Source organism: Williamsia sp. 1135 (assembly GCF_002095395.1).
Lineage (GTDB): Bacteria > Actinomycetota > Actinomycetes > Mycobacteriales > Mycobacteriaceae > Williamsia.
The window spans coordinates 1-22,304 of record NZ_MJEI01000097.1; the positions used below are offsets into that span (position 1 = coordinate 1).

A 22,304-nucleotide genomic window follows, 5' to 3' on the forward strand; every position below is an offset into this window, starting at 1 on the left:
CCCTCGCGGTACGGGCCTTTGCCATGCCCCCACCCGCCGACCGTGCCCTTCCAGACGCCGACCGTGCCCTTCCAGACGCCGACCGTGCCCTTCCGGACTCCGATCGTGCCCTGAGCGGCGACGACCGCGCTCATTCTCGATACCCTCTGTCCCACAGATGCTTTCGCATCTCGCTCACTACCTCCTGCGGATCGTTGCGAAGTTGCTCGGCACGAACACGAACGGTTACCCACCCCAGGCTTGCGGTCTTCGCGTCGCGAGCCTTGTCGCGAAGACGTTGCTGCTCGGTAGAGTGGAACTCTTCACCGTCATACTCGACTCCGATGCGATACTTTCGATACCCGAGGTCGAAGCGAGCGAACTCGTGGCCGCTCTGGTCGTACAGAGAAATCTGCGTTTCCGGTTTGGGCAGCTCGCCTCTAACGATCAGCAGTCGCAACCAACTCTCCGGTGGAGACTCAGAACTCGTATCGATGTGAGGAATCAGTCCACGAATCTGGCAGACCCCGCGCGTCGCCGGATGTGCGCGGATGTACGCCCACAGGTCAGACGTGTTGAGGCCGGTTACCTTCAGCAGGTCATCGAGATGGCCCAGGGCCCTCCATTCAGGGGGCCTTCGACCTAAATCGTAAGCGGTCCGCACCACTGACAAGACCGGGATACCTTCGACAGTCGTCACATCACCCGGATCCAGATCTGCGCGCACCACCTTGATTCCGCCACGATTTCGCCCCTGCCCGGTGGCCGGCCGACAAACCTCGACCTCGAACTCGTCGTCGAACCAAGCGATGCCATGCAAGATGGCGGCTGACAGACCGCCGATGACAGCACCGGGGCCAGCCCGGTTCAGTGCACTACGCATCTGCCAGGCCGGGTCGACCTCCGCGTCCAACGGGACGTGGACACCGCGGTACAGCCGACGCGACGCAGCCCGTGATCGGGCCGCTCCCCAGAGTGTTGGGCCATCCGATTCCATGCAATAAACGACGTTGAATGAGCCTGACCGGTTCCATCCGCTGCAAAAAGCAGCAGCCCACTCAACTACCCAACAGCACGGTCGGCGTCAGGAAGGGCACGATCGACGTCCGAAAGAGCACGATCAGCGTCAGGAAGGGCACGGTCGGCGTCAGGAAGGGCACGGTCGGCGTCAGGACTTGCGGCGGGCGGCGAGCTCCTCCGTGCGCTTGCGGACGACCTCGGTTTGTTCGGGCGATCCGATCAGTTCGCGGATGGCCACCTGTTCGGCATCGAATCCGTCGGCCAATGTCGCGTGACCGGCAAGGTCGAGCAAGTGCTTCGCATGAACGAGCGCATTGCGCGAGTTCCCCGCGATCTCGGTGGCCAGCGCCGTCGCGGCGGCCAGCGGATCGTCGTCGGTGCGAGTCACCAAACCCAGTGCGGCAGCCTCGGTTCCACTGATCCGACGACCTGTGAAGACCAGCTCCTTGGCGACATCTCGGCCTACGAGTTCGGGCAGCAACTGGGTGCCCGTCATGTCCGGGATCAGACCCCACACGATTTCCATCACCGACAACTTCGTATCGGGTGCCGCGATTCTGATGTCCGCACCGAGGGCCACCTGCAGACCACCTCCGAACGCGACTCCGTGTAGCGCTGCGATCACCGGAACCGGGACCAGCGACCAGATGTGCGCCGCCTGCTGACCGAGCGCCATCGCTGCGCCGACGCGTTCGGTCTCGACTACGAGGTCGTCGACGCCACCTGCCATTTTCGCGAACTGTCCCATGTCGAGGCCGGCGCAGAATGCGCGACCCTCGCCCGCGATGACCACTGCGGACACATCGGTCCGGTCGATCAGCTCACGGCCGACTGCGACCAGAGCCTCGAACATCGCCGGGTCGAGGGCATTCATCTTGTCAGGTCGATCCAGTCGGACCTGGGCGATGCCCTGGTCCACTTCGCAGGTCACGCGGTTTGTGGTCACTCAGACTTCCTATCAGACCGGCGCCGTCGAACCCACCGATGTGCAGTTACAGATTGCCACCGGCGGCGGCCGGTGCGGTGGCATCGGACCCGACCGGCGCCATCTCGCGTGACACGAAGTCCTCGAGGTCGAACAGGGTCCCACCGGTCCGAGTCGCCACGGTTCGCAGCGTGTTCATCGCGGCGACCTCTTCGACCTGCTCCTTCAGGAACCACTGCATGAATTGCTCACCGAGATAGTCGCCCTCGTCGCGCGCGGCTTTGGCGAGCGCAACTATCTGGTCGGTGACCTTCTTCTCGTGACCCAGCGCCAGAGTGAGCGGCGCGATGTAATCGTCGAACTCGACGATCGGAGCGGGGATACCCGAAATGGGCACCACCACATCGCGATCGAGAAAGTGCTGGACGATCATCATCGCGTGGTTCCGTTCTTCGACGGCCTGCGCGTAGAAGTGTTTGGCCAACTGGGGCAGCTTCTGGTTGTCGTAGTAGATCGCAACGGCGATGTACTGCTGGGACGCGAACAGTTCGTTGCCGACCTGTTCGCGGAGTAGCTGACCGAACCTACTGACTGAAGCCATTCGGCTACTATAAGCCTGGCCTAATTCTCAGACGTCGGTTCCCTCGGATGCAGAAGCCTCCGCCTGCGCCTTGATGTCGGCCAGTCGGCGGTCCCAGCCGGCCGCGATGGTGCCGAGTTCCCGGCCGATCCGACTCAAACGCGCACCTACAGCCGAGAACCGCACCTCGCGACCGGCCTTCTCGGCTGACACGAGTCCGGTTTCTTCCAGCACCGCAAGGTGTTTGGCGATCGCCTGTCGAGAGACCGGGAACTCTGCCGCCAGCGCGGACGCAGACGCCGACGAACGACCCAGCCGAACCAGGATGTTCCAGCGCGTGTCGTCGGCAAGGGCGGCGAAGACGGCGGGCAGGGTCTCCTCAGCTCCGGACATCGAACTGAACATCTTCGAGATGGTCCTTGGCGACTCCGAGTTCGATGGTCCAGCCCTCGGTGTTGTCGTCGAACTTCCTGCGCCGCTCGGCGGCATCGCCGGGCAACGACGCAAATCCGCTCTCGACGACTTTGAGAACCACAGAGTCCGAGCCGGTTTCGTCGATCCAGAATTCGACCAGGGTGGACGGTCCATCAACCTCCGCCGAATCGGCAATCCACCGAAAGGCCGCATACCTCGGCGGGTCGAGCGTCACCGTCCGGAATGCGAATGCGCCGTGGACCGGATCGTGGACGATGTCCACATCACCCACCCGCTCGATCCGGTGGTCTCTGATGGCCTTGTCATTGATGTACCACCCGGGTTCGCTGATCAACGACCAGACACGGTCGGCAGCGGCGGCGATGTCGATCTGCTTCTCGATGCGGTCGAATTCGTCGGTCATGGTGTCGTCCTCCGGTTCGCAGTTCGCGGATTGGTGACTTGCAACCTCAGGATTGCACATGCCAAGGACTACCCGCAACCCCCCGGTTGCACAAGAATCAACGAAGTGACGACTGCAGTTGCTCGGCCCATGCCGCGACGACCTGCTTGCGACGAGCGGAGTCGTCGGAGAGGGTGTCTGCAAGCCCGAGTCCACGCGCGAAGTCCAGCGTCGCCTGGACGAGGCGGTGCACTCGTGGGTCGCTGTCGTCGACACCGAGCATGTGCACCGTCCGGCGATGAGCAGCGGCGCCGAACCGACCCTCGAGCGGAAGGATCAGCTTCTTGAGTGCATCGTCGGATGCTGCCGCGGACCAGACCTGCAGCGCTGCCTTGAATTCTGGACCGGTGTAAAAATCGACAGCTGTCGCGACCGCGACCTCGATGCGTTCTCCGCCTGGTGGCAGCCGATCGGCGGCGTCGGTGGCGCGCATCGTCAGTGATTCGAACACGTGCTCCAGCGCTGCGGTGATCAGGTCTTCGCGCGTCGGGAAATGATGCTGTGCCGCGCCGCGAGAGACCCCGGCGCGGCCGGCGACAACCCCGACGGTGCACGCGGCCCAGCCGTCGACGGCCAGGACCTCGATGGTCGCTTCGAGCAGTCGTTGCCGTGTTGCCCGGCTGCGATCCTGTTGCGGTACACGGGTGGTCACGATGTCACCCACGGTGGCGGCTGCTTGGTCAGGAACGCCGTCATCCCCGCCCTGGCCTCGTCGGAGGCGAACAACGTAGCCGACTGCTCCACCAACCGCACCGCATCCCGGTCGAACTCACGAAGTGTCGTCGCCGTGGTGAGGGCTTTGCTCGCGGCCAGGCCCTGCGGTGAGCCCTTCCGGAGGTCGGCACACCACGCGGTGACGATCTCGTCCAGTTCTGCGGTCTCGGTGACGGCGGCCGTGATGAGCCCGATGTCCTGCGCAGTCGCGGCGTCGAACTTCTCCCCCGTCAGGAAGTAGCGGGACGCGGCCCGCGACGTCAACCGGGGCAGAACCGTCAGCGAGATCATCGCCGGGGCCACCCCGATGCGCGCTTCGGTCAGTGCGAACGTGCTCTTCGGCCCGGCGGCCACCAGATCGCAGGCGCCGACGAAACCGAATCCCCCGGCCCGGACGTGGCCGTCGATCCGGCCGATCACGGGCTTCGGCAGTTCGAGAATCGACCGCATGAGGTCGATCATCACGTCGGGCCGAGCGCGACCTGCCTCGCTGAGATCGGCTCCCGCACAGAATGTCCCACCCGTGTGCGTCAGGACAACGGCGCGAACCGCATCGTCGTCCCGGACGGCGACGAGACGATCGCTCAGTTGCTCGACCAGCGCGGCCGAGATGGCGTTGCGGTTGGCCGGTGAGTCGAAGGTGATGGTCGCGATCCCGGCATCCACCGCGTACTGAACGACGTCGCTCACGTCAGTACGACTTCGGAAGGCCCAGGCTGTTCTGCGCCACGAAGTTGAGGATCATCTCTCGGCTCACCGGCGCCACCCGGGCGATGCGACACAGGTTGAGCAAAGGTGCCAACCCGTATTCGGTGGACAGTCCGTTTCCACCAAGTGAATGCACCGCCTGGTCGACGATCTTCACGCAGGCCTCGGCGGCAGCGTATTTCGCCATGTTCGCCGGTTCCGCTGCGCCCCAGTCGTCACCGGCGTCGTAGAGGGTCGCGGCCTTCTGCATCATCAGCTTGGCCAGTTCCATCTCGATCTTGCCGACCGCCAACGGATGCGCGATCGCCTGGTGCGCGCCGATGGGCGTCTTCCAGACCGTGCGCTCCTTGACGTACTCGACGGCCCGGCCCAACGCGTAGCGGCCCATGCCGACCGCAGAAGCCGCCGCCATGATGCGTTCCGGGTTGAGCCCGGCGAAGAGCTGGCTCAGCGCGGCGTCCTCCGACCCGACCAGAGCATCGGCGGGCAAGCGCACATCGTCGAGGAACAGGAGAAACTGCTTCTCGGGGTTGAGGAGTTCCATCTCGATCTTCTGGAACTCGAAGCTCGGAGCGTCGGTCGGGACGATGAACAGCGCCGGCTTGAGTCGCCCGGTCTTGGCGTCCTCGGTCCGGGCGACGATGAGAACGGCCTGCGCCTGATCGACACCCGAGACGTAGATCTTTCGTCCCGAGAGCAACCAATCGCTGCCATCCCGGCGTGCGGTCGTGGTGATGTTGTGAGAGTTGGAACCGGCGTCCGGCTCGGTGATGCCGAAAGCCATCGTGATGGAGCCGTCCGCCAGGCCCGGCAGCCAGTTCTGCTTCTGCTCCTCGGTGCCGAACCGGGCGATCACGTTGCCGCAGATGGCCGGCGACACAACCATCATCAGCAGGCCACTGCCGATCGCGGCAAGTTCCTCCATCACGATCGACAGCTCGTACATCCCGGCTCCACCGCCGCCGTACTCTTCGGGCAGATTCACCCCGATGAAGCCGAGTTTCCCCGCCTCTGTCCACAATTCGTCGGTCTTTCGGCCGGCGCGGGCGCATTCCTGGAAGTACTCGCTTCCGAATCGGCCACCGAGGGCGGCCACCGAACTGCGCAGTGCCTTCTGTTCGTCGGTCTCCACAAAGCTCACGATGTCTTCCCTCAATCCTGTTCCGTGATGACAGCGAGGATTTCCCCGACCGCCACTTGTTGTCCCGCTGCCACCGGCAATTCTTCGACGATTCCGTCAGCAGACGCAGCGATCGTGTGTTCCATCTTCATCGCTTCGAGCCACATCAGTGGATCGCCGCGTTTGATCTCCTGCCCCAACACCACCGCGATCCGGATGACCGATCCCGGCATCGGGGCCAGCAGGGATCCAGGCGCACTGACCTCGGCCGGATCGACGAAGCGTGGCTTGCGCGTCAGGGCTGCCGATCCACCGGTGAAGTCCACCCACACCGAGTCCCCGAGTCGGTCGACGACGAATCGCCTGTCGACGCCACCCACGGTGAGGATCACCGCATCGGGGGTGATCGTCCCCACGGAGACCTCGGGATCGTCTGGCAGCAGCATGCCGTCCCGCGTGTTCCGGTAACGGACCTCGATCTCGTTGTCGCCGTGCAGATATCCCTTCGACTGCGGACCCGACGCAAGATTGCGCCACCCGGCAGGCAGTCCCGGCGAGATCGCGGCACGCTGTCGATTCGTCGCTGCGTCGGCGAGGGCCACCGCGATCGCGGCCAGACGTACCTGTTCGGGGCCGGCCAGTGGCGCCGACAACACGTCGATTCCGATCTCGTCGATGAACTTGGTGGTCGTGTCGCCCGAACGGAACTGACTGTGCCGCAGCATGTTGACCAACATGTCCCGATTGGTCCGGGGTCCGTGCAGTCGGGCCGATCCCAGCGCCCCGGCCAGCAGATTGATGGCGGTGGTGCGGTCGGGCGCCCAGCTGATGACCTTCGCGAGCATCGGGTCGTAGTAGGTGGAGATCTCGTTGCCGTCGACGATCCCGGAGTCGAGCCGGACACCGGCGGCCCCGAGTCGGGTGAAGCTGCTGTCGGCGGTGACAACGAAGTGGTGGATGTGTCCGGACTGGGGTTGCCAATCGGCAGCCGGGTCCTCGGCGTAGAGACGAACCTCGATGGAATGTCCCCGCGGCTCCGGCGGGGTGGGCGGCAACGACTCGCCGCCCGCGATCTGCAGCTGCCAGGCCACCAGATCCAGACCGCTGGTCTCCTCGGTGACCGGATGCTCCACCTGCAGGCGGGTGTTCATCTCCAGGAAGTAGAACCGGCCGTCGTCATCGGCGAGGAATTCCACCGTGCCCGCCCCGGTGTAGCCGATCGCCGACCCCGCAGAGCGCGCCGCGTCGAAGAGCTTGTCGCGCAGTCCTTGTCCCACTCGCTCGACCAGCGGGGACGGCGCCTCTTCGATGACTTTCTGGTGGCGGCGCTGGATGGAGCACTCACGTTCACCGACCGCCCACACGGTGCCCGCGTCGTCGCCGAGGATCTGTACCTCGATGTGGTGGCCGCGTTCGATGTAGGGCTCACAGAACACGGTGTCGTCGCCGAACGCGGAGGCGGCCTCCCGGGCCGCTCCGGAGACCTGCTCTTTCAGGTCGGCCAGGTCGCGCACGATCCGCATGCCACGCCCACCACCTCCGGACGACGCCTTGATCAACACCGGCAGTTCGCCGTCGGTGATGGTGGCGGGGTCGAGGTTGCCGAGCACCGGCACACCGGCACGCTCCATGATCGCCTTGGCATTGACCTTGGAACCCATGGCATCGATCGCGGCTGCAGGCGGCCCGATCCAGGTCAGTCCGGCATTGTGGACCGCACGTGCGAAAGCCGCGTTCTCGGAAAGGAATCCGTAACCGGGATGCACAGCGTCGGCGCCGGCCGCGACTGCCGCAGCGATCAGCTGGTCGATGTCGAGGTAGGTCTGCGCCGAGGTGTTGCCCGGGAGACGCACCGCCACATCGGCGGCCGCCACGTGGGGCGCATCGGCGTCGGGGTCGGAGTACACCGCGACGGTGCCGATGCCGAGTCGACGACAGGTGGCGAAAACCCGAAGGGCGATCTCACCGCGGTTGGCTACCAATACTGTGTGCATGTTCTCCATCACATCCGGAAGACGCCGAAGTTGCTCGTGCCCTCGACCGGTCCGTTGTCGATCGCCGAGAGACAGAGACCGAGAACGGTTCTGCTGTCACGCGGGTCGATGATGCCGTCGTCGTACATCATCCCGGACAAGAAGGCGGGCATGGATTCTTTCTCGATCTGGGCCTCGATCATCGCCCGCATACCGGCGTCGGCGTCCTCGTCCACGGTGCCGCCGCGCGCTTCGGTGGCGGCGCGCGAGACCATCGAGATCACGCCGGCGAGCTGCGCGGCGCCCATCACGGCCGATTTCGCGCTCGGCCAGCTGAACAGGAATCGCGGGTTGTAGGCGCGGCCACACATCCCGTAGTGTCCGGCGCCATAGCTCGCCCCGATCAGCATCGAGATGTGGGGAACGGTCGAGTTCGACACCGCGTTGATCATCATCGAGCCGTGCTTGATGATGCCGCCTCGCTCGTACTCCTGACCGACCATGTAGCCGGTGGTGTTGTGCAGAAACAACAGCGGTGTGTTCGAGCGATTGGCGAGCTGGATGAACTGTGTCGCCTTCTGCGCCTCGGCGCTGAACAGCACACCTTGGGCGTTTGCCAAGATGCCGATGGGATAGCCGTGGATGCGCGCCCATCCGGTGCACAGTGACGATCCGTACTCGGGTTTGAACTCGTCGAACAAGCTGTCGTCGACGAGGCGGGCGATCACGTCACGGGGATCGAACGGGATCCGCAGATCGCCCGGGACGATGCCGAGCAGATCGCTTGCCGGAAAGCGTGGTTCGATTGTGTCCGCGACCGGGCCCGGCCCCTTCTTACGCCAGTTCAGACGCGCGACGATCCGTCTCCCGATCCGGATGGCGTCCTGCTCGTCGGCGGCGTAGTAGTCGGCGAGGCCCGACGTTCGTGCGTGCATCTGGGCACCACCGAGCGACTCGTCGTCGCTGATCTCACCGGTGGCCATCTTCACCAGGGGCGGGCCACCGAGGAAGACCTTGGACTGCCCCTCGATCATGACGGTGTGATCGGACATGCCCGGCAGGTAGGCGCCACCGGCCGTCGAGTTGCCGAAGACGAGAGACAGCGTCGGAATTCCCGCCGCGGAAAGTCGCGTGAGGTCACGGAACATCGCGCCGCCCGGGATGAAGACCTCCTTCTGCGTCGGGAGATCGGCGCCGCCGGATTCCACCAAGTTGATCAGCGGCAGGCGGTTCTCCAGGGCGATCTGGTTGGCGCGCAGCCCTTTACGCAATGTCCACGGGTTGGAGGTGCCGCCGCGCACGGTCGGGTCGTTGGCAACCAGGACGCACTCGACGCCCTCGATGATCCCGATGCCGGTGACGATCGAGGCGCCGACCGGGAAGTCGGATCCGTAGGCAGCGATCGGAGACAGTTCGAGGAACGGGCTGTCTTCGTCGATGAGGAGTTCGATCCGTTCACGCGGAAGGAGCTTCCCACGCTGACGATGCTTGGCGATCTTCTTCTCACCGCCACCCGCAAGGGCCCGCGTGAACAGTTCTTCGAGTTCGGCGATCTTGCCGAGCATCGACTCGGTCGCATTCGTGGTCTCGGGTGCGCTCACGGGTGGTACCCCAATCTCTTGCCGGCCAGGCCGGTGAGGATCTCGGTGGTACCGCCACCGATGCCGATGATCCGCATGTCTCGGTATTGCCGTTCGACCTCGGTTCCGGTCATGTATCCGGCGCCGCCGAAGAGCTGAACCGCCTTGTTCGCCACCCACTCACCTGCCTCGACCGCGGTGTTCTTGGCGAAGCACACCTCGGCGATCAGGTCTGTCTCGCCGGCCATCGCGGCATTGACGACGGCGTGGGTGTACGTGCGGGCGACATCGATCTTGCGCGCCATGTCGGTCACCGCCTCCTGGACCGATTGACGGGCGATGAGCGGTTTGCCGAACGTCTCGCGTTCGCGCACCCAGTCGAGGGTGAGGTCGAGACATCTCTGCGCACTCGCGTAGGCCTGCACTGCGAGCCCGACCCGCTCGGTGACAAACGCCTGAGCGATCTGCAGGAACCCGGAGTTCTCGGCACCGACGAGATTGCCGACTGGAACCCGCACGTCGACGTAGGCGAGCTCGGCGGTATCGGACGCGCGCCAACCCATCTTGTCGAGTTTGCGGGTGACCGTGAACCCCGGTGTGCCCTTCTCCACGACGAGCAGTGACACGCCACCGGCGCCCGGCCCGCCGGTCCGAACGGCGGTCACCACGAAGTCGGCACGGACCCCTGAGGTGATGTAGGTCTTCGATCCGTTGACGATGTAGTCGTCGCCGTCGCGCACTGCCGCGGTGGTCAGATGCCCGACGTCGCTGCCGCCACCGGGTTCGGTGATGGCCAGGCTGCCGATCTTCTCGCCGGCAAGTGTCGGCCGGACCCAGCGGTCGATCTGTTCGCGGTCACCGGCTCCGATGAGGTGCGGCAGCGCGATGCCGCAGGTGAGCAGCGACGAGAACACACCCCCGGCGACGCCCGCATAGTGCAGTTCTTCACCCAGGATGGTGGCGTCGATCAGGTCGCCTCCGGATCCGCCGACGTCTTCGCCGAATCCCAGTCCCAGCAGACCGACCTCGGCCGCCTGCTTGTGGAGGTCGAGCGGCAGCTCGCCGATCTGCTCCCACTCATCCTGATAGGGCAGGATGTGCCGTTCTGCGAAAGCCTTGACGGTGCTGCGTAATTGAGATCGTTCCGGCGTGCCCCACGCCGGCGCTTCGAGAGTCTTCATTCATTCTCCAAACTCGACAGGGATGGCGACGTGACGCGAACGCAGCCACTCCCCCAGCCCTTTTGCCTGTGGATCGAACCTGACGTTGTCGGCGACTCCTCGGCCGAGGATGCCTTCGATGACGAAGTTGACGGCGAGGAGGTTCGGTAGCTCGTGGCGGTGGACCGTGAGCTCAGCTGCTTCCGGTATGAGGTGCTTGAACGCCTCGACGGTGAGAGTCGCTGCCAGCCAGTCGTAATGCCCGGCATCCCTGACCCAGACACCGACGTTCGCATTGCCCCCTTTGTCGCCACTCCGCGCGCCGGCAACCTCCCCGAGTGGTGCGACCCGGGTAGGCCCCCACGAGCTTGCCGTCGTGTCCGGCGTCGTCCGTTCGGTGATCGGCTCAGGGATCTCCGACGTCGCCAGCGGGCTCGGCGCGATCACCTGCTCGGTGCCGTCAGCGAGGTGGACGGTGTGCGTGACCGCAGAAGCAGGCACGTAACCGGCCTCGAACACCGCGAACGGCGCGCCCTGCCCCGGAGGTGCGGTCATCGTGAACCCGGGGTAACTGGCCAGGGCCAATTCGACTGCTGCCGAAGAGAACTGCCGTCCCACCACCTTCGGGTCGGAATCCTTGGCGATGCATTGCAGCAACGCGCTGGCCTGCTGCTCGGTAGGAGCATCGCGCTGGTCGAGCCGGGTCAGGGTCCAGGCGAGGTCGGCAGGTGCCGGGTCGAGCGCAGCCTCGAATTGGCTGCGGACCAGTTCGGCCTTGGCGTCGATGTCGAGGCCGGTCAGGACCATCGTGACCTCGTTGCGGAAACCCGCGAGGTGGTTGAGAGACACCTTGAGCGTGTCGGGCGGAGCTTCGCCCTTCACACCGCTGACCTGGACTCGGTCGTCGCCGAGGTCGGAGAGGGTGATCGAGTCCAGACGTGTGGTCGCATCGGGCCCGAGATAACGGGGACCGGTGATCTCGTACAGCAATTGCGCGGTGACGGTACCGACGGTGACCGCCCCGCCGGTACCCGCGTGCTTGGTGATGACCGAACTGCCGTCGTTCGCGATCTCGGCGATCGGGAACCCCAGGTGCGCCATGTCCTTGATCTCGGTGAAGAAGGAGTAGTTTCCGCCGGTGGCCTGTGCTCCGCATTCGATGATGTGGCCTGCCACAACCGCGCCGGCCAGTTGGTCGAGATCCCCTGGCTTCCAACCGAAGTGGGCGACAGCCGGCCCGACGGTCAGGGATGCATCGGTGACCCGGCCGGTGACGACGATGTCGGCGCCGGAACTCAGTGCGGCGGCGATCCCGAACCCACCCAGGTAGGCGTTCGCGGTGAGCGGTGACCCCAACCCGAGATCGGCCGCATGATTGGTCAGGTCGTCGCCGTCGACGTAGGCGATGGTCGGTGACAGTCCCAGTTTGTCCGCGAGTTCGGTGAGCGCCTGCGCCAGGCCGGCAGGATTGACTCCGCCGGCGTTGCTGACGATCTTCACGCCCGCGTCCAGGGCGGTCCCCAGGTTGGATTCCAGTTGCCGCAGAAACGTTTTGGCGTAACCGAGCCCGGGATCCCTGAGCCGATCTCGGCCGAGGATGAGCATGGTGAGCTCGGCGAGGTAGTCGCCGGTGAGGTAGTCGAGTTGCCCGCCGGTGAGCATCTCCTGCATCGCCGAGAACCGGTCGCCGTAGAAGCCGGACGAGTTGCCGACCCGGATCGAGGCCGTCATCGGCCGCGTCCCGGAGGTCCGGCGAAGCACTGCGCGATGGTTGCCCAGTGCGCCGCGTCTTCGCCGGTTGTCTCGATGTCGAGCTCTGAAGGATTTCGCCGCTGGGTGACGAGCAGGCAGAAGTCGAGTGCGGATCCGGTGATGCGCTGGGTGGCATCATCCGGCCCCCACGTCCATGTCGAACCGTCCGGCGCTGCCAGTTCGACCCGGAAGTCGTCGGTGGGCGGTATTTCGCCGTTGACCTGATACGCGAAGTCCCGGGTCCGAACACCCAGATGCGCAATGGGTTTCAGACGATCGGTCGGTGCGTTCACCACACCGAGCGCATCGGCGACGTCGAGTCCGTGCGCCCAGACCTCCATCAGTCGCGCGGTGGCCATCGACGCCGCGGACATCGGCGGCCCGAACCACGGGAGCTTCTCTCCGCTCGGGGTGGCGACGAGGGCGTCCGCGAGTGCTAGCCGCCGCTTTCGCCATTCGTCGAGGAGTTGCCCGGTCGGTTTGCCGGCCTCCTCCCGGGCGCCGTCGTCGACGAAGCCGGTCGGGTTCTGCCACGCCACCTTGAGGATGTCGTCGAAGGCCACCTTGTCGGTGGCTGCGATCCGCGCCTGTTCGTCAGTCCACGACAGGTGCGCGATCTGGTCCTTCACCGTCCAGCCGGCAGCCGGAGTCGGCGTGTCCCAATCCGATTCGGGCAGATCTGCCACCAACCGGTCGACCACCTCGGTCTCGGCGGACAGGTCTGACACCAGTTCGTCCACGATGCTCACGCCGCCAGCATCACACGGGCCCTGATCAAAAGCAAGCACAAGTGCTTGTTTTTAGGTCCGACCGTGCCACCGACGCCGCCTGGTTGGCCATCGCCGGGCCCGGCGTCGCGGTCACGACGACATTCGACTCCCCCACGGCGGTGACTGCCATCCCCAGGACGTTCTGGATGGGCCCCGGAGCAATGGTTCCGTCGGCCAGGCCGAGAAGGATCTCGCGTCCGGTCAGGGCTGGATCGGGCGTTTCGGGCAAGCTCGCGCCGAGCATCTCGGACTCTGTCGCCACTGCGTCGCGTCGAGGTATCTCCCCGGTCGCCCTGCTGACGACAACGGCGCGCCCCGTGGCCGAACACACCACGGCTCCGGTGGTGTCCTCGACGAGCTCGGCATAGGTCGTGCCGTGACCCTCGACCGCGCCGACGACACGACCGCGCCCGGTCACGCGCGCTCCGAGGGTGACCGGTTCCGGAACGGACAGCGACAGCCGCGATTGCACGGTCGCCGTCCCCGGCGGCTGGGAGTGATAGAAACTCGACCCGCCCACCATTTCGGCGAGAGTCGCGATCGCAGAAAGCCCCACCTCACCGCGGTGGTCGACGAGCCCGGCGCCGACGTGCTGTCGCAGCACGGTGCCATACGGCTCACCGGGAGATGCGGAGATCGCGAGGGCGGCCAGGGGGTCAGGTGCTGCAGTCATGACTGAACACCTACCACGTGCGCGACCCTGGTTATTCGGTGACCAGCTTTGCCAGCTCAGTGAGGGTGTAGGGCGGTTCGTCGTCGTGGCCCCGGTACGCCACGAATGAGGGCTCGAAGGCCGGGTATCGACCGATGAATCCACCGGCAGCACTGTAGATCTGGCCGGTGATCCCTGATGCGAGGTCACTCGAGAGGTAGGCATAGAGCGGCGCGACGTAGTCGGGAGGCGCCGGATCGAGCGCAGCGTCGCGTGTACCGGCATCGAGAAGCCCACGCTCGAACAGGTCGTTGATGTGCGCCTCGTACTCGGGTCCGGTGGACAAGCGCGTCTTACCGCCCGGGCACACCACGTTCACCCGTACGCCGTGTGGCGCAAGGTCTGCGGCGAGCGCAACCGACAGGCTGTTGACCCCGCCTTTACCTGCCGGGTAACCGGTGCCGCCGAAGTTGCCTGCCGATGCGGCGGAACCGGTGGTGACGATCGCACCCGAGCCCTGCCGCACCAGAATCGGGGCCGCGGCTTTCGCCAGTTCGAAGGTGCTCACGAGATGGGCGTCGAGCTGGGCGAAGAACTCGTAGGTGCTCATCGTCAAGATCGACGAACCCGCGGGCTCGGCGACCCCCGCGCAGTTGATGACGATGTCTATGCCACCGAACTCGCTGACCGACGCCTCGACCAACCGATGCGCCACCTCCTCGTCGGCGACGTTCCCCACCACCGGTATGGACCGGCCACCTCCGCTCACCAACTCGTGCGCAGCCGCCTTGGTCGTCGAATCATCCCGCCCGTTGACGATCACCGACGCACCCTCGGCGGCAAGCGCTTTCGCGACGGCGAGTCCGATGCCTCTACTCGACCCCGCAACGACCGCACGTTTGCCGAGCAGATGTTGTGTGCTCACGGCCGCTCAGGTACCTGCCGTCACCGGAGTGATCGACAGCGGGATACCGCGGCCACGGTCCTCGAACTCGAACGTTGCGCCACCGCTGAAGCGCGCGATCGCAACCTCCCCGAGTTCCTTCTCGAGCGGGGTGCCATGAGATATCTCGATCACCAGGTCGTCGCCATCCGAGTATCCGGACACTGCGGACCAACTCAGGTCGACTGCGGTGGCCATCGCCAACACCGGCTCGAGGTGGTCGGGATCGAGGTGCGCCAACCATCCGTCATCCGCAACGGCGTCGGATGATCGGGGCAATCGCACCCTGACGATGGCCTCGTCTCCCGAGCCGGCCGTCTCGACCTGGACACCGGTGTACTGGACAGGCCCCAGAATGGGGTGGAGCCGCAGCACCGTTGCCAGGTCTTCGGCTCCGCGGTCGAGACCGAGACTCTGCCGCAGGCGATCCGCGGTCAGTCCGCTGATCCCGGTGAGTTGCTTCCGGAAGATCTCGATGGCCCCGTCCTCATCGGTCTTCCCGCGTACTGACATCAGGAAACCGAGAGCCAGCAACTGGTGCTGCAGCGCCACCTCTTCCGCGATCCGCACGAGTGCGGAATGTGACCAATCCTCGAACTTCAGGTCCTCCCAGACCGGACCGAGGTAGTCGTCGTGGCCGTCGCCCCCGGGCTCGATCGTCGACAATTCGGCTTGGGCGGCCCGGGTGCCCGACATGATGATCGACTCCGGAGGCAGTGGAAGCTCATCCCGGTCTGGTTCGATCGTCACCGTCCATGCGCAGTGCGGGTGCTGCCCCTCGGGCCTGCGCGGCGGCCGATGGATAGGCCGGATCCGGGCACGCCGATTCGTGGCGATGGCGGTGGCGTCGAACGTCGGATCTTCGATGTCGTGGCACATCGAGGTGACGTAATCGTCACCCATCGGCTCGACATCCATCAGTGCGCCACAGTGATTGAGCACGAACTCACCGTGGTACTCGTCGTAGATGGTGTAGCGGAAGTCCATGAATTGCGGCGGAGCGCCGATGTCGAGCTGGAGACACTTGAACATGTCCGCCACCCCGTCACCGTCGATCTGCAACGCGGTGCGCATCCGCTTGGTGTAGACGGGGCTGGCCGCCATCCATTCTTCGATGGCGATCTGGGCCATGGTCTCGCGTCCGAATGCTGCGATGCAGTGGGCCATTCCAGACCGGTCGATCAACTGGCCCGACAACAGGAGTTCGGGGACCAGCTTCGCCAGGGTCGTGCGGTCGAGGGCTGCGTACGACATGGGTCAGATCACCACATCGGAACCGGCGTTTTGCCGAGGGGGTACCAACCCGGCAGCAACTCTTTGGCATTGAGCACGCGATCGATGCGCCCCTGCATTCCCTTGCTCATCACGCCGTCGGTCATCATCTCCATGAACAGGGCGGTGACGTTGCCGTAGTCGAAGAAGTCTCGCTGCCAGCCCCACTTGAAATCGCCGGCGTACTTGAACCAGCTGCCCTGGATGCCCTCGAGTCCGTAGTGGCTCCCGTCCGGCCGGGTGGCCTCGAAGATCTGCTTCCACAACCCCAGCATGTCGCCGGTCTTCTCGTCGATCACCCAGGACTGGTACGGGTAGGTCCAGCCGTCGAGGCCGTCCATCTCGTATCCGATCGCGTAGTCCCGGATCTGTTCGCGTCCGATCGCCATGAAGTCGTGCTTGGCGCCGTAATTCCAGCCGTAGGTGGCGTCTTCGGTGTAGAAGTCGGCCAGCGGCCGCCAATCGCCGGTCTTCTCACAGTCGATGTTTCCCTGCAACCAGCGCTCGACCATCTCGTCGAGTTCGGAACGATCAAAAGACATGACAGTAACCAACTTTCATTCTTCAACGATTCTGAGGGCTTGCGTCGGACAGTAGCGCACTGCGCGTTCCACGTCCGCCAAATGACTGCTATCTGGTTGTGAATCAAGGAGATTCACAGAGTCACGTTCTGCTTCGAACAGGTCGGGGGCTTCCATCTCGCACATTCCGTGCCCCTGACACAGATCTAGATCCACTTCGATTCTCATCGGAACCACCTCCAGAGCTCGTGGCACTACCTGGAGCGCTTGCGGTACTTGACCTTGCAGGGCTGCGCCAGTTGCACGACCATCTTCGAGTGGTCGTTCTTGTACGACTCCGACGGCTGGGCCATCTCGAACTCATAGTTCTGCAGGAGTACCGAGAAGATGGCTTTGAGCTGCATGATCGCGAACTGCGCGCCCACGCAGCGGTGCCGGCCGGCACCGAAGGGGATCCACGTCCAGCGGTTCACCAGGTCTTCCTGGCGTGGCTCCAGATACCGGTCCGGATCGAACGCATCCGGGTTCGGGAAGTCCTCGGGCAACCGGTTCGAGATCGCCGGTGAGACCGCGATCGACTGACCGGGTTCGAGGTGGAAGTCCTCGACCTCGAAATCGTTCTGCACCACGCGCATCAACACGATCAGGGGCGGGTGCAGCCGCAGTGCCTCTTTGAGGGCCGACTCGAGTTTCGGGATCTGCCGCATTGCACCAAAGCTGTATTCGGCACCATCGGCGTAGATCTCGTCGAGTTCGGAGGTCACCTGAGCCATGTACTCCGGGTGGCGCAGCAGTTCGATCAGCGTCCACGCGGCGGTACCGGACGTCGTGTGGTGACCTGCGAACATCATCGAGATGAACATGCCGGTGATGGTGTCCGCGGTGAACCGCAGGTTGCCCTCGTCGTCGCGGATCGAGATCAGCACATCGAGAAGATCTTTGTCCTCATCGGTGGCCGGCTCTCCCGCGATACGGGTGTCCATGATCTCCTGGACCAACTCCACCAGCCCTTTTCGGGCCGCGTCACGCTTGCGGAAGCTCTCGATGTCGGCGTAGGCGTCGACATACGCGATCGGATCAGTGCCCTTTTCCAGATCGTGGTACAGGTGCGCGAAACGGCCATCCAGTTGTTCACGAAACTTTTTGCCCACCAGGCATGCCGACGAGGTGTAGATCGTCAGCTCCGCGAAGAACTCGAGGAGATCGATCTCGCCCTCGTCGCCCCACTCGGCGATGATCCGCTCGGTCTCTTGCGGGATCGTGATCGCGTGCTGCTTCATGTGCGCGCCCTTGAGCGCCTGGTTGTGCAGCATCTCCGACCTGCGCTCGGGGCTGGCATCGAACACCACCCCCTCACCGAAGATCGGGGTCATGAACGGGTACGCGGCCGCCTGATCGAGATCTTCTTCCGAGGCGCGGAAGAACGCCTCGTTCGCCGCGGCTCCCGACACGAGCGCGACTTCGCGATCGGCGAGCTGGAAGACACCGACGTCGCCGCACTCCTCGCGAACACGCCAGAACAGTCCGATCGGGTCGGTCGAGAGTTCTTCGAGGTGGCCGTGTTCGCCTTCGCCACCGGATACGCGCTTGGGTTTCGTGAGGGTCACTTCTTGTCTCCTTCGATGCGTGGGACCGGGGCTTCGGCCTCGACCTCGACCAAGCGCATGTGCGCTCCTCGAGGCATGGAAACGATCGTCAAGATTGCTGTGGCGAGATGTTCTGGTTTGAGAAAGTTGCTGTGGCGCGCGAGTCCGAACGGGATCCAGTCATTGAGGACCGACTCGGCGACCTCCGGGGTGAAGTTCATGCCCATTCCGGTCATGACCTGCCCCGGGCGGACCAGACTCGCCCGGACGCCAGTGCCTTCGAGTTCCATCTGGGCGGCTTCGGCGAGCCCTTCGACTCCACGCTTGGCCGCCACGTAGGCGCCCATCTGCGGGCGGGGACGCATCACGACGTCAGAGCTGATGAAGACGAAATCACCACGCCGCCTGGTGATCATCTCGGGAACCACCCGGCGATAGAGCCGCTGCGCGCCGAGCAGATGGATGTTCACCTGCGCAGCGAAATCCTCGTTGCTGATCTCGTGAGCGCGTCCCGGGTCGAGGTCGCCCGCACCGGACACCACGATCTCGGCCGGTCCCAGTTGCGCTTGCGCCTTGGTGACGAACTCATCGATCGAATCGGCGTCGGTGATGTCCAGGGGTAGTGCGACTGCCTCACCGCCCGCCTCGTTGATCTGGTCGACGAACTCCTGCGATTTGTGAACTCGTCTGGCGCCCAGCGCAACCGGGTGTCCGGCAGCACCGAGCATGACGGCGGTGGCCGCACCGATACCGGACGAGGCACCGGCGACGAGCACGGGACGACGGGCGGGTTGCGGTTCGAAACGCGGCATCAGCGTGCCTTCACTTTCATCGGCAGAGATGCGAATCCCCGGACGTTGACCGAGTGCACGCGCTCGGCGTTGTCGATGTCGATGTCCACCTGGTTTATCGACTTGACGATCTGGCCGAGCGCCACGTTCGACTCGAGCCGGGCCAGGTGCGCACCGAGGCAGAAGTGCGTCCCCAGACCGAAGCTGGTGAGAGTCTGGGCGCTGTCCCGGCCGATCTCGTAGCGGTCGGCGTTCTCGAAAACGTCGTCGTCACGATTGGCCGAACCCAGCAGCAGCAGGACGCGTTGGCCCGCCGGGATGGTGTAGCCGCCGTACTCGACGTCCTCCATCACCCTGCGGACCACGATCTGCGTCGAGTTGTCGTACCGCAATGTCTCTTCGGTCCACGCCGGCACGGCTTCGGGATCGGCCATCGGGATCGCGAGCTGATCTGGGTAACGCCAACCCCAATACACCGCGTTCGCAAGCAGTTTGGTGGTGGTCTCGTTGCCCGCCACGATCATCAGGATCATGAAGCCGATGATCTCGTCTTCGGTGAGCCTGGTCTTCTCACCGGTCTCGTCGTCGAGGATCTCGGCGTCGAGGAGCGCCGACACCAGATCGGTGCCGGGGTTCTTGCGCCGGTCGACGAGTAGTTCGCTGTAGTAGCGGGTCAACTCGAAGTAGGCGTAGACGGCCGCTTCCGGGACGTCGAAGACTCCCTCCTCGCGGTGGATCAGCAGATCGGACTGGGTGCGCAGGTGGGCTCGGTCGGACACCGGCACGTCGAGCAGCTCGGACACGACATCCATCGGCAGCAGGCCGGCGAACTCGGTCACGTAGTCGAACTCGCCCATCTCCAGGCAGCGATCCCAGTGCTGGTGGGTGAGCTCGGCGATCCGTTCGGCGAGTTCACCGATCCGCTTGGGCGTGAACCCCTTCGACACCAGTTTGCGAATCCGCATGTGCTTCGGATCATCGAGGGCCAGAAAGGACATCGACTTGTGCGCGTCGGGCCCGTAGGCGGCGGGATCCATCGACACACCCCAGCTGTTCGAGAGCCGAGCCGCGTCACGGAACCCGTTGCGCACGTCTTCGTGCTTGGCGAAGGCCCAGAAGTCCATGTCCGCGTTGTGATAGACCGGCGCCTCGGCCCGGAGCCGCGCATAAGTCGGGTACGGATCTTCGTGGAAGTTGTAGTCGTACGGGTCGAACGGCAACGGGTCACGAAGGTTCGGGGTCTGCATACCTGCGGTCATCGGTTCTCCAGCAGTAGATTGGCCGCGGCGACGAGCCGATCGGCAATGGCGGAATACGTTTCGTAACCCATACCGGCGCGGACGAGCGCGCCGGAGTACAGCATTTCGAGTGCTTCGAGCAGGCTTTCGTCGGCCGGCGCCCCGGTATCTGCAACCAGCGCCGATGACAGCCGCTGCCGGATCAGCACGCCGATACGCACCCGTAGGTGTTCGACGTCGGGGTCGGATCCGAGCAGCGACGCCGTGACCGCCCGCGCCAACTGGTTGTCGTCCTCTACCGCGAGTGACACCGAACGAAGAACAACAGCCACCCGCTCTGCCCTGGGCAGCGACGCATCGGGCTCCACGATCTCTTCTGCCAAACGGCGCCAGAACAGTTCGGCGACCACGTGTCCCTTGGAACTGAAGTAGGTATAGGCGGTCGCGGGCGCGACACCGGCACGCTTGGCCACCGACCGCACCGTCAAGGCGTCGTAGCCGACTTCGCGGAGCACCTCCACAGCAGCCTCGGTGAGCTTGTTCACCGTGTCTGCCTGCGCGGTGGTGAGCCGACGGCGGGTGGATTCGAAAGAAACCGGACTGGACATGGACAGTGACATTACACTAGGTTCAAACGCGAGTCCAGACACGTGTCCAGAAGGAGGCGATCGGCGATGACGCTGAGGCCAGAAAGCAGCTCCGAGCTGTTGATAGACGGAAAATTGGTACCGGGATCCGGCGGCACCTTCGACATCATCAACCCGGCCACCGAGGAGGTGATCGGGCAAGCCGCCGACGGCACCGCCGCCGACATGGACGCGGCCATCGCGGCAGCACGTACCGCCTTCGACACCACCACCTGGTCACGTGATCCGGCGTTCCGCGCGAAGTGCCTCCGCCAACTACGCGATGCACTACAGGGCCACGTCGACGAACTACGTGAGATCACCATCGCCGAGGTGGGGGCACCGCACTTCCTCACCTCGGGCCCGCAGCTCGAGGGACCCATCGCGGACCTGGGCTACTTCGCCGACCTGGCCGAGAACTACCAGTGGAGTTCCGATCTCGGTCGCGCCAAGCCGATGGGCATCAAGAACGACCGCGTGGTGCAGCGCGAGGCCGCCGGCGTCGTCGGCGCCATCACACCCTGGAACTTTCCCCACCAGATCAACTTCGCCAAGATCGGGCCCGCGTTGGCCGCCGGCTGCACCGTCGTGCTCAAGCCCGCCCCCGACACCCCCTGGTGTGCGGCGCTGGTCGGCAAGGTCATCGCCGAGGAGACCGACATCCCCGCCGGCGTCATCAACATCGTCACCTCGAGTGACCACAGCGTCGGAGCACTGCTCTCGACCGACCCCCGGGTCGACATCGTCTCGTTCACCGGTTCCACCGCCACCGGCAAGAAGGTGATGATCGCCGCGGCCGAGTCACTCAAGCGGGTGTTCCTCGAACTCGGCGGCAAATCGGCGTTCATCGTCCTCGACGACGCCGACCTCGCCTCGGCCTGCTCGATGGCCGGATTCTCCGTGGTCACCCACGCGGGCCAGGGATGTGCCATCACCACCCGCCTCCTGGTGCCGCGTGAAAAGTACTCCGAGGCAATCGCACACGTGCGCGACAGCATGGCCGGGCTGCCTGCCGGCGATCCCACCGATTCTGGGACGATCTGCGGACCGGTCATCTCCGCGGTACAGCGTGACCGTGTCGAGAGCTACATCCAGCTCGCCCGCGACGAAGGCGGCACCATCGAGGTCGGTGGCGGGCGCCCGGCGAACAAGGACAAGGGCTACTTCATCGAGCCGACGCTGATCTCGGGCGTCGAGAACTCGGCCCGGGTCGCCCAGGAGGAGATCTTCGGCCCCGTCCTGGTGATCATCCCGCACGACGGCGACGACGACGCGATCCGGATCGCCAACGACTCTCCGTACGGATTGTCCGGCGCGGTCTGGGGTACCGATCCCGACCGCATCAAGAAGGTGGTCGACGGGGTACGCACCGGGACCATGAGCATCAACGGCGGGATCTGGTACTCAGCCGACATCCCGTTCGGCGGCTACAAGCAATCCGGAATCGGCCGCGAGATGGGTGTGGCCGGCTTCGAGGAGTACCTGGAAACCAAAGCCATCGCGACACCAGCATAGGG

Annotated in this window: 23 protein-coding genes; 1 reads left to right on the forward strand and 22 read right to left on the reverse strand. The window is 64.8% G+C overall.

What is annotated here, in order from left to right; all coding sequences use genetic code 11:
- Positions 1-130 precede the first annotated feature (130 nt).
- The 22 genes from BFL43_RS16215 to BFL43_RS16320 all read right to left on the reverse strand — a co-directional run bounded on the left by BFL43_RS16215 (position 131) and on the right by BFL43_RS16320 (position 20,769).
- The gene (locus BFL43_RS16215) at positions 131-706 is read right to left on the reverse strand and encodes a DUF559 domain-containing protein (RefSeq protein WP_168176659.1); all 576 of its coding nucleotides are present in this window, start codon (positions 704-706) and stop codon (positions 131-133) included.
- 441 nt (positions 707-1,147) lie between these two features.
- Entirely contained in the window at positions 1,148-1,945 is a 798-nt protein-coding gene (locus tag BFL43_RS16220; protein ID WP_084893550.1) for a crotonase/enoyl-CoA hydratase family protein, read from the reverse strand.
- A gap of 46 nt (positions 1,946-1,991) precedes the next feature.
- The gene (locus BFL43_RS16225; RefSeq protein WP_084893551.1) at positions 1,992-2,525 is read right to left on the reverse strand and encodes a ferritin; all 534 of its coding nucleotides are present in this window, start codon (positions 2,523-2,525) and stop codon (positions 1,992-1,994) included.
- Between the two features lie 27 nt (positions 2,526-2,552).
- Complete coding sequence (locus tag BFL43_RS16230; RefSeq protein WP_084893678.1) at positions 2,553-2,897, reverse strand: metalloregulator ArsR/SmtB family transcription factor; 345 nt, start codon at positions 2,895-2,897, stop codon at positions 2,553-2,555.
- The gene (locus BFL43_RS16235; RefSeq protein WP_084893552.1) at positions 2,884-3,342 is read right to left on the reverse strand and encodes an ATPase; all 459 of its coding nucleotides are present in this window, start codon (positions 3,340-3,342) and stop codon (positions 2,884-2,886) included. The genes BFL43_RS16230 and BFL43_RS16235 overlap by 14 nt, the downstream gene beginning before the upstream one ends.
- A gap of 97 nt (positions 3,343-3,439) precedes the next feature.
- Positions 3,440-4,036, reverse strand: a complete 597-nt coding sequence (locus BFL43_RS16240) for a TetR/AcrR family transcriptional regulator (protein WP_084893679.1) — start codon at positions 4,034-4,036, stop codon at positions 3,440-3,442.
- The gene (locus BFL43_RS16245) at positions 4,030-4,785 is read right to left on the reverse strand and encodes an enoyl-CoA hydratase family protein (protein ID WP_084893553.1); all 756 of its coding nucleotides are present in this window, start codon (positions 4,783-4,785) and stop codon (positions 4,030-4,032) included. The genes BFL43_RS16240 and BFL43_RS16245 overlap by 7 nt, the downstream gene beginning before the upstream one ends.
- A 1-nt stretch (position 4,786) precedes the next feature.
- Complete coding sequence (locus BFL43_RS16250; RefSeq protein WP_084893554.1) at positions 4,787-5,944, reverse strand: acyl-CoA dehydrogenase family protein; 1,158 nt, start codon at positions 5,942-5,944, stop codon at positions 4,787-4,789.
- A gap of 11 nt (positions 5,945-5,955) precedes the next feature.
- Complete coding sequence (locus tag BFL43_RS16255) at positions 5,956-7,917, reverse strand: biotin carboxylase N-terminal domain-containing protein (protein ID WP_240498304.1); 1,962 nt, start codon at positions 7,915-7,917, stop codon at positions 5,956-5,958.
- Positions 7,918-7,925: 8 nt separating this feature from the next.
- Positions 7,926-9,461 carry a carboxyl transferase domain-containing protein gene (locus tag BFL43_RS16260; protein WP_240498317.1) on the reverse strand — a complete coding sequence of 512 codons (1,536 nt, stop codon included), beginning with the start codon at positions 9,459-9,461 and terminating at the stop codon, positions 7,926-7,928.
- Positions 9,462-9,493: 32 nt separating this feature from the next.
- Positions 9,494-10,657, reverse strand: coding sequence for an acyl-CoA dehydrogenase family protein (locus BFL43_RS16265; protein WP_084893556.1), 1,164 nt, complete (start codon positions 10,655-10,657; stop codon positions 9,494-9,496).
- Positions 10,658-12,367, reverse strand: a complete 1,710-nt coding sequence (locus BFL43_RS16270; protein WP_084893557.1) for an acyclic terpene utilization AtuA family protein — start codon at positions 12,365-12,367, stop codon at positions 10,658-10,660.
- Complete coding sequence (locus BFL43_RS16275) at positions 12,364-13,137, reverse strand: TIGR03084 family metal-binding protein (RefSeq protein WP_084893558.1); 774 nt, start codon at positions 13,135-13,137, stop codon at positions 12,364-12,366. Before BFL43_RS16275 ends, BFL43_RS16270 begins: the two co-directional genes overlap by 4 nt.
- A gap of 25 nt (positions 13,138-13,162) precedes the next feature.
- Complete coding sequence (locus BFL43_RS16280) at positions 13,163-13,831, reverse strand: hotdog fold domain-containing protein (protein WP_084893559.1); 669 nt, start codon at positions 13,829-13,831, stop codon at positions 13,163-13,165.
- A gap of 31 nt (positions 13,832-13,862) precedes the next feature.
- The gene (locus BFL43_RS16285; RefSeq protein WP_084893560.1) at positions 13,863-14,735 is read right to left on the reverse strand and encodes an SDR family NAD(P)-dependent oxidoreductase; all 873 of its coding nucleotides are present in this window, start codon (positions 14,733-14,735) and stop codon (positions 13,863-13,865) included.
- A gap of 6 nt (positions 14,736-14,741) precedes the next feature.
- A complete protein-coding gene (locus BFL43_RS16290; RefSeq protein WP_084893561.1) occupies positions 14,742-16,007 on the reverse strand; it encodes a hypothetical protein in 1,266 nt (421 codons plus the stop codon).
- Between the two features lie 8 nt (positions 16,008-16,015).
- The gene (locus tag BFL43_RS16295) at positions 16,016-16,567 is read right to left on the reverse strand and encodes a hypothetical protein (RefSeq protein ID WP_084893562.1); all 552 of its coding nucleotides are present in this window, start codon (positions 16,565-16,567) and stop codon (positions 16,016-16,018) included.
- 15 nt (positions 16,568-16,582) lie between these two features.
- The gene (locus tag BFL43_RS16300; protein ID WP_084837404.1) at positions 16,583-16,774 is read right to left on the reverse strand and encodes a ferredoxin; all 192 of its coding nucleotides are present in this window, start codon (positions 16,772-16,774) and stop codon (positions 16,583-16,585) included.
- Between the two features lie 26 nt (positions 16,775-16,800).
- Entirely contained in the window at positions 16,801-18,153 is a 1,353-nt protein-coding gene (locus BFL43_RS16305; RefSeq protein ID WP_084837405.1) for a cytochrome P450, read from the reverse strand.
- Positions 18,150-18,944: an SDR family oxidoreductase gene (locus BFL43_RS16310; protein ID WP_084837406.1), complete on the reverse strand. Its 795-nt coding sequence runs from the start codon at positions 18,942-18,944 to the stop codon at positions 18,150-18,152. The genes BFL43_RS16305 and BFL43_RS16310 overlap by 4 nt, the downstream gene beginning before the upstream one ends.
- Positions 18,944-20,182 (reverse strand): cytochrome P450, encoded by a 1,239-nt coding sequence (locus tag BFL43_RS16315; protein ID WP_084893563.1) that lies wholly within the window; start codon positions 20,180-20,182, stop codon positions 18,944-18,946. The genes BFL43_RS16310 and BFL43_RS16315 overlap by 1 nt, the downstream gene beginning before the upstream one ends.
- Entirely contained in the window at positions 20,179-20,769 is a 591-nt protein-coding gene (locus tag BFL43_RS16320) for a TetR/AcrR family transcriptional regulator (protein ID WP_084893681.1), read from the reverse strand. The genes BFL43_RS16315 and BFL43_RS16320 overlap by 4 nt, the downstream gene beginning before the upstream one ends.
- Positions 20,770-20,835: 66 nt before the next feature.
- Here BFL43_RS16320 and BFL43_RS16325 point away from each other — a divergent pair, with 66 nt between their 5' ends.
- Positions 20,836-22,302 carry an aldehyde dehydrogenase gene (locus BFL43_RS16325; protein WP_084837408.1) on the forward strand — a complete coding sequence of 489 codons (1,467 nt, stop codon included), beginning with the start codon at positions 20,836-20,838 and terminating at the stop codon, positions 22,300-22,302.
- Positions 22,303-22,304: the final 2 nt, after the last annotated feature.

Excerpts from the sequence above, each read along its gene's own strand:
- BFL43_RS16225 (WP_084893551.1), bottom strand. The coding sequence starts at position 2,525 with ATGGCTTCAGTCAGTAGGTTCGGTCAGCTACTCCGCGAACAGGTCGGC.
- BFL43_RS16230 (WP_084893678.1), bottom strand. The coding sequence starts at position 2,897 with ATGTCCGGAGCTGAGGAGACCCTGCCCGCCGTCTTCGCCGCCCTTGCC.
- BFL43_RS16235 (WP_084893552.1), bottom strand. The coding sequence starts at position 3,342 with ATGACCGACGAATTCGACCGCATCGAGAAGCAGATCGACATCGCCGCC.
- BFL43_RS16255 (WP_240498304.1), bottom strand. The coding sequence starts at position 7,917 with ATGCACACAGTATTGGTAGCCAACCGCGGTGAGATCGCCCTTCGGGTT.
- BFL43_RS16260 (WP_240498317.1), bottom strand. The coding sequence starts at position 9,461 with ATGCTCGGCAAGATCGCCGAACTCGAAGAACTGTTCACGCGGGCCCTT.
- BFL43_RS16265 (WP_084893556.1), bottom strand. The coding sequence starts at position 10,657 with ATGAAGACTCTCGAAGCGCCGGCGTGGGGCACGCCGGAACGATCTCAA.
- BFL43_RS16270 (WP_084893557.1), bottom strand. The coding sequence starts at position 12,367 with ATGACGGCCTCGATCCGGGTCGGCAACTCGTCCGGCTTCTACGGCGAC.
- BFL43_RS16280 (WP_084893559.1), bottom strand. The coding sequence starts at position 13,831 with ATGACTGCAGCACCTGACCCCCTGGCCGCCCTCGCGATCTCCGCATCT.
- BFL43_RS16290 (WP_084893561.1), bottom strand. The coding sequence starts at position 16,007 with ATGTCGTACGCAGCCCTCGACCGCACGACCCTGGCGAAGCTGGTCCCC.
- BFL43_RS16295 (WP_084893562.1), bottom strand. The coding sequence starts at position 16,567 with ATGTCTTTTGATCGTTCCGAACTCGACGAGATGGTCGAGCGCTGGTTG.
- BFL43_RS16300 (WP_084837404.1), bottom strand. The coding sequence starts at position 16,774 with ATGAGAATCGAAGTGGATCTAGATCTGTGTCAGGGGCACGGAATGTGC.
- BFL43_RS16310 (WP_084837406.1), bottom strand. The coding sequence starts at position 18,944 with ATGCCGCGTTTCGAACCGCAACCCGCCCGTCGTCCCGTGCTCGTCGCC.
- BFL43_RS16315 (WP_084893563.1), bottom strand. The coding sequence starts at position 20,182 with ATGACCGCAGGTATGCAGACCCCGAACCTTCGTGACCCGTTGCCGTTC.
- BFL43_RS16320 (WP_084893681.1), bottom strand. The coding sequence starts at position 20,769 with ATGTCCAGTCCGGTTTCTTTCGAATCCACCCGCCGTCGGCTCACCACC.
- BFL43_RS16325 (WP_084837408.1), top strand. The coding sequence starts at position 20,836 with ATGACGCTGAGGCCAGAAAGCAGCTCCGAGCTGTTGATAGACGGAAAA.